This window comes from Tepidiphilus olei (assembly GCF_006980705.1).
GTDB lineage: Bacteria > Pseudomonadota > Gammaproteobacteria > Burkholderiales > Rhodocyclaceae > Tepidiphilus > Tepidiphilus olei.
The window spans coordinates 646,111-652,451 of record NZ_SBHO01000001.1; the positions used below are offsets into that span (position 1 = coordinate 646,111).

Annotated in this window: 7 protein-coding genes; 3 read left to right on the forward strand and 4 right to left on the reverse strand. The window is 63.5% G+C overall.

Translation table 11 applies throughout. The features are described 5' to 3' along the window. Nucleotides 1–59 precede the first annotated feature (59 nt). Genes EPD80_RS03100 through phoU form a run of 3 tightly spaced genes read left to right on the forward strand, consistent with a single transcriptional unit; the run spans nucleotide 60 to nucleotide 2,115 of the window. Nucleotides 60–686: a c-type cytochrome gene (locus EPD80_RS03100; RefSeq protein WP_142809292.1), complete on the forward strand. Its 627-nt coding sequence runs from the start codon at nucleotides 60–62 to the stop codon at nucleotides 684–686. A 5-nt stretch (nucleotides 687–691) separates the two neighbouring features. Then, nucleotides 692–1,372 (forward strand): ribose-5-phosphate isomerase RpiA, encoded by a 681-nt coding sequence (gene rpiA, locus EPD80_RS03105; RefSeq protein WP_142809384.1) that lies wholly within the window; start codon nucleotides 692–694, stop codon nucleotides 1,370–1,372. A gap of 41 nt (nucleotides 1,373–1,413) precedes the next feature. Continuing rightward, nucleotides 1,414–2,115 (forward strand): phosphate signaling complex protein PhoU, encoded by a 702-nt coding sequence (phoU, locus tag EPD80_RS03110; protein WP_221928800.1) that lies wholly within the window; start codon nucleotides 1,414–1,416, stop codon nucleotides 2,113–2,115. 149 nt (nucleotides 2,116–2,264) lie between these two features. On the opposite strand, the gene EPD80_RS03115 is transcribed toward phoU, so the two are convergent. Genes EPD80_RS03115 through EPD80_RS03130 form a run of 4 tightly spaced genes read right to left on the reverse strand, consistent with a single transcriptional unit; the run spans nucleotide 2,265 to nucleotide 6,194 of the window. Beyond that, on the reverse strand, nucleotides 2,265–2,543 hold the full coding sequence (locus EPD80_RS03115; RefSeq protein ID WP_142804595.1) for an oxidative damage protection protein: 279 nt from the start codon (nucleotides 2,541–2,543) through the stop codon (nucleotides 2,265–2,267). Nucleotides 2,544–2,560: 17 nt separating this feature from the next. Beyond that, entirely contained in the window at nucleotides 2,561–3,961 is a 1,401-nt protein-coding gene (gene argA / locus EPD80_RS03120) for an amino-acid N-acetyltransferase (protein WP_142809294.1), read from the reverse strand. 14 nt (nucleotides 3,962–3,975) lie between these two features. Continuing rightward, a complete protein-coding gene (gene pap, locus EPD80_RS03125; RefSeq protein ID WP_142809297.1) occupies nucleotides 3,976–5,457 on the reverse strand; it encodes a polyphosphate:AMP phosphotransferase in 1,482 nt (493 codons plus the stop codon). Continuing rightward, nucleotides 5,457–6,194: a 16S rRNA (uracil(1498)-N(3))-methyltransferase gene (locus EPD80_RS03130; RefSeq protein WP_260677330.1), complete on the reverse strand. Its 738-nt coding sequence runs from the start codon at nucleotides 6,192–6,194 to the stop codon at nucleotides 5,457–5,459. The genes pap and EPD80_RS03130 overlap by 1 nt, the downstream gene beginning before the upstream one ends. Nucleotides 6,195–6,341: the final 147 nt, after the last annotated feature.

Consider the following 6,341-nt stretch of genomic DNA (forward strand, 5'->3'; position numbering starts at 1 on the left):
GAGAGATGCGATAGAATAGCAAAATTTCCGAATTCCCATCCATCGTGCCGAGGATCCCTATGCTCAAGCGTTCCATCGTGCTCACCGCGCTCGCAGCCTCCAGCCTACTCCATGCCGCCGAACCCGTGGCTCCGGAACAGGTGCAGGAAATCGTCACCACCTTGTGCGCTTCCTGCCACGGACCAGACGGCAATACGCCGCTGATGCCGGAATATCCCAAACTCGCGGGCCAACATCCCGAGTATCTCTACAAGCAGCTCCTCGATTTCAAAGCGTGGGACGACAAACCCCCTGCTCGGGAAAACGCCACGATGAACGCGATGGTCATGGCATATTCCAAAGAAGAAATGCTGGGTCTGTCCCAGTATTTCGCCCAGCAAACCCTGCAACCCGCCGAACCCAAGGCGCAGGAAACGCTCGCCCTCGGTCAGCGAATCTGGCACCATGGCCTTCCCGACAAGGCCGTGCCCGCCTGTTCGGGTTGCCACGGTAACAATGGAGCCGGCATCCCCAGCCTCTACCCCAGGCTCTCCGGTCAAACCCCTGATTACGTCGTCTTGCAGCTCAAAGCCTTCCGCGAACAGCAACGCGCCAACGATCCCGAGCAAATGATGCGCCAGATCGCCAACAAGCTCACCGATACCGAGATCGAGGCGCTGGCCGACTACGCCGCGAGCCTGCGCTGATGCCAATGACGCACGCCGACGAATTGAAGCGCCTGGCCGGTGAGGCCGCCGCGGCCGAGGTCCCCGAAGGAATCTTCCTCGGGGTTGGTACCGGCTCTACCGTCAATTGCTTCATCGATGCCCTCGTGCGCAGCGGCAAACGCATACGCGGGGCCGTCTCCAGCTCGGAGGCCACCACCGAGCGGCTGCGCCGCTACGGCATTCCCGTGCTCGATGCCACCGAGCTCGATACGGTGCCGCTCTACGTCGACGGCGCCGACGAGATCGACCCCTCGTTTGCCATGATCAAGGGCGGCGGCGGCGCACTCACCCGCGAGAAGATCGTCGCCGCCATGGCCGAGCGATTCGTGTGCATCTGCGACGAACGCAAGCTCGTCGAGCGGCTGGGCCGCTTTCCCCTGCCCATCGAAGTCATTCCCATGGCCGAACGGCTCGTCGCACGCCGACTGCGCGAACTAGGGGGAGAACCGCGCCGACGCGTCGGCTTCGTCACCGACAACGGAAATGCCATCCTCGACGTGCACGGCCTCGTCATCGACGACCCGGATGCGCTCGAGACGGCGCTCAACGACATCCCCGGCGTCGTCACCAACGGCATTTTTGCCCACCGGCGTGCCGACGTTCTGCTGCTCGCCACCGGCGAGGGCGTACAACGCCGTGAACGCGCCAACGTCACGAAACGGTAACGTTCTCCCTTGATAATGACGATCACCACCGCAGGGATGCCATGAAGAAGACGATGGAAGAACATACCTTCCGGCCTTACGACCGCGAGCTCAACCAGCTGCGCCAGACCGTGCTCGAGATGGGCCGAACCGTCGAACAACAGGTCGCCAAAGCCATCGAGGGCATACGCAAAGGCGATCAGGCCCTCTTCGACGAAGTGCTGCAAACCGAGCGCTCGATCAATGCCGAAGACCGGCGCGTCTTCGAGCAGAGCGTACAGCTGATCGTGCGCAATGCACCGGCAGCCAATGATCTGCGTCTGGTCATCTCCTCGCTGCAGATCAGCAAAGATCTCGAGCGCATCGGCGACGAGGCGAAGAAGATCGCCAAGAGCGGCATCCGCCTCTATCAATCCTACCCCGCCTTTACGCCCACGGTCGAGCTCGAGCTCATCACGCGCACGACGCTGGCCATGCTACACGCCTCGCTCGATGCCTATGCCCGCCTCGACGACAGCCATGCGTCCGAGATCCTCGCCGATGATCGAACGGTGGATGCGATGTTCAAGGCCATCCTGCGCGAGCTCGTCACCTACATGATGGAAGACCCGCGCACGATCTCGCATTCGCTGGAGCTCGTCTTCATCGCCAAATCGCTCGAGCGCGTGGGCGATCACGCGAAGAACGTGATCGAGCAAGTGGTCTATCTCGTCGAGGGGCGCGACATCCGCTACACCCCCGAGGCCAAACCCGAACCCGAGTAAGCCGCACCGGCCGCACCGAAAACCCACCGCATCGCGAGCGCTTGCAGGGCAAGGCACCCATCGTCCGATGGGGCGCGAAACCTACCGCCTGGATCGCAAGTGCCCGGGCGCCGGGAAACGCCGCCGTGCAGCCGCACGCGGATTACGGGTCACCCTCCACGATTCGGCGGCACATAGCCGGCGATCTCGTCGGCTCCATCGCCGAAGAAATAGCGTTCCATCTGCTCCTGCAGATACTTGCGCGCAGCCGGTTCCATCAGGTTCAGACGATTTTCGTTGATGAGCATCGTTTGATAACGCTGCCATTCCTGCCACGCCTCCTTGGAGACGTTCTCGAAGATGCGCTTGCCGAGCACACCCGGCAGCGGCGGCCGTTCCAGCCCCTCGGCTTCCCGACCCAGCTTGACGCAAAAGACCGTCCTTGTCATCGGCTCTCCTTTCCCGTTTACTGCAACTCTTTGACGAACACCTTGGAGCGGCGCTGATAATTGTAGAGCTCGCGTTTGCGCCGAGGGAGCGCCTCGGGCCCCACCTCGCGAAAACCCCGCTCGAGGAACCAATGCGCCGTGCGCGTGGTGAGCACATAGAGCCGCTCTAGCCCCATGGCGCGGGCACGTGCCTCGATACGCCGGAGCAGCTCCTCCCCGATGCCGGCGCGGCGAAATTCCGGGGCCACCGCCAGGCAGGCCAATTCTGCCGCGTTCTCCTCGCTGAAAGGATAGATGGCGGCAGAACCCACGACCACGCCGTCGTACTCCACGAGCACGAAACGCTCGATTTCCTTTTCCAGCAACTCACGGCTGCGGCGCACCAAGGTGCCGTCGGCCTCCATCGGCGCGATGAGCGCAACGAGCGCCGCGACGTCCTCGGGGCGCGCGTCACGGAAACGAAAAATTGGATCGCGGGTGATGAGCGTCCCCACGCCGGAATGGGTGAAGAATTCGAGCAGGAGGCCGCCATCGAGGTCACGGTCGATGAGATGCGCCCGGCCCACGCCGCGGCGTACCGCTTCGATCGCCCGCGGCAGATAGAGGTGCAGGTCCTCGGTAAGTCCCGTGCCCTCGGCGAGCGCCCGGGCGGCCGCATCCGCCGTCACCGACGAGACGAGTTTGCCTTGTGCATCCAGCAGACCCGGCGCGTCGCACAGAAAGACGAGTTTCTCCGCGCCGATCGTCACCGCCACCTCGGTAGCGACTTCCTCCATCGTGATGTTGAAGATCTCACCCGAAGGTGAAGGCGCGAGCGGCGTGATGAGGACGACGTTTTCCTGCTCCAGGTCGGCGACGATCTCCTTGCCGATCACCCGGCGCACCGCCCCGGTATATTGAAAATCCACCCCGTCGATCACCCCCAGCGGCCGGGCAGTGATGAAATTCCCCCCCGTCACCCGCATGTAACTACCCGCCATGGGCGTGTTGGGCAATCCTTGCGAGAGCTTGGCCTCGATCTCGACGCGCGTGACCATCATCGCCGCTTTGACGCATTCGAGCGCGGCCGCGTCGGTCACCCGCAGGTTCTTGTGAAACACCGGTGTCAAGCCGCGGCGTGCCATCTCGGCGTCGATCTGGGGTCGAGCGCCATGCACCAGCACCAGGCGTATCCCCAGCGCTGCGAGCAGGTTGCAATCATAGGCGAGCCGCTGCATGCGCTCGCCCTGGGCCACTTCGCCGTCGAAGGCGATCACGAAAGTCTTGCCGCCAAACGCGTGGATGTAGGGCGCGGAGTGGCGCATCCAGCCGACGAAAGCCGCGGCCGAGCCGTCTTGCAGCGACAAGGGATGAGGCGCTTCGGGGATGCGCTCGCCCGGTTGGTCATACTGTGATCCCGAGCCCGCCGCTTTACTCATCTGTCTGCCTCCATTCACAACGACGCCTCGAGTCGATCACACAAAGTTCGTAGCACCTTCACCCGGGCATAGTACTTGTTGTTCGCCTCGACTAACGTCCAAGGTGCGATCTCGGTGCTCGTGCGCTCGATCATATCGCTCACCGCCAGTTCGTACTGCGGCCATTTCTCCCGGTTGCGCCAATCTTCCGGCGTAATCTTGTGCCGTTTCAAAGGATCGGATTCGCGCTCACGAAACCGTCGCAACTGCTCCTCCAAATCGATCGCCAGCCAGAACTTCACCACCACCGTTCCATTATCGATCAGCTCTTCCTCGAAATCGTTAATCTCGGCATAGGCCCGCATCCAGTCGGCCGGCGCGCACAAACCTTCGACCCGTTCGACGAGCACGCGCCCATACCAAGAGCGATCGAAGATCACCACCCGGCCGTGCCCTGGCATGCGGCGCCAGAAACGCCAGAGATAAGGCTGGGCCAGTTCTTCGTCGGTGGGCGCGGCGATCGGTACCACCTGGTAGCGCCGCACATCCAGCGCCGCGGTTACGCGCTGGATTACCCCGCCCTTGCCGGCTGCGTCCATCCCCTCGAAGACCACGACCAGACTGCGCTTGGCGAAACGCTCGTCGCGCACGAGCGCATCGAAGCGCCCCCGCAGATGCTCCAGCTGACGTTTGTACGCTTTCTTCTTCATCGGCTGATCGAGGATGAGCGCACTCACGGCGTTGGGGCGTTCTTCGAGATCCGGCACGAGGACGAGAGGCGGCGCGCCCACCTCCCCGCGCTCGATCGCTTCGAACTTGCGCTGCCAGGCACCGGCGAGCGTTTCACCCACGAACACCGCCCGATAACGATCGTCGGCCCCATCGACCAATACCCAAGGCACCACACCGGTGCTCGTATGCCGAATGGCCGCGGCCGCCGTCTGGGCATAGTCCTCGTAGTGTTCGAGATGACGCCAATCGGACTCCCTCACGCGCCAGCTGGTGCGCTCGTCCTTGGAGAGTTTCTCCAAACGGTGTTTCAACTCCTTGGCCGAAATGTGAAACCACAGCTTCAGCAACAACACGCCCTCGGCTACCAGCATTTCCTCGAAACGGCGTACCCGCTCGAGCGCTGCTTCGAAGACGGCGCGCTTGCTTCGACCCGTAGCCCGATCCTCGATGATTTCGGCGTACCAGTTGTCGAAGAAGACCCCGATGCGCCCGCGTGGCGGCAAACGGCGCCAGAAACGCCACATGTAGGGCCGCTCTTCCTCTTCGGAGCTCGGGCGGTCGATCGCGTGGCTGTCGAGATGGCGCGGATCGAGCCAGGAATTGAGCAGATTCATCGTCTCGCCCTTGCCCGCTTTGTCGACCCCGTTGATGAGGATCAGCGTGGCGAAAGCGCGCTCCTGCACCAAGCGGTATTCCAGATCGAGCAACTGCAGACGCACGGCTTGCGAGCGCTGGCGATAGGTCTCCTTATCGAGGCGATGGCCCAATTCCACATTCTCGAACATCAACGCTCTCCCCACAGGGCTTGCATCATCGCCAGAGCCGCGGCCGCGGCGGTTTCGCTGCGCAGGATCCGCGGCCCCAAGCCGATGCACTCGACGCCGATCCGTTCCGCCTCGCTCAGTTCCTCCGCGCTCCAGCCACCCTCGGGGCCGACGAGCACGATCACCGGCCTCGAAGGTGGGGGAAGGCGGGACAGGGGAACCCCTTGCGGCGCGAGCAGCCACCGGTGCGCCTCGGGATGGTTCGTTCGCACGTCCTCGATCCATTCCCGCCAGTGACATGGCCGCGCCACTTCCGGCACCACGGTGCGGGCGCATTGCTGCACCGCGGCCACGGCGACACGCTGCCAATGCATCTGCTTGCGCGCTCCCCGCTCCAGCGCGCCACCGGTCTGAGTGCGCGCCGTCACGAGCGGCACGATGCGCGCAGCACCGAGTTCGACCGCTTTCTGGATCGCCCAGTCCATGCGCTCGGCCGGTAGCAGTGCCTGACCAAGCGTCACGGAGAAAGGCAACTCGCGCGAAACGGGCTCGAAGGTTTCCAGTCGTACCCGCGCTGCATCCCGCCCCACGGGTTCCAGCACCCCACGCCACTCCCCTCCCCGACCATCGAACACCACCACGGGCGCGCCTGCGCGTAACCTCAGCACGCGCAGGGCATGATGAGCCACCTCGGCAGGTAGCGACACCAGCGCACCAGCCTCGGGCGTGAGATCGGGAACGAAGAAACGAGCAACCATGGCAGCGCATTATACGATGGGCCGTGCTCTTAACGTGAAAGACCCCTCATCCAGGACGAGCAAGGGCCTGACTCTCGCGAGCCATTGAAATTCAAGACAGACCGCTCAGGCGCTGGCGGGGATGAAGCCGTAGCGCGTGAGCGCCTT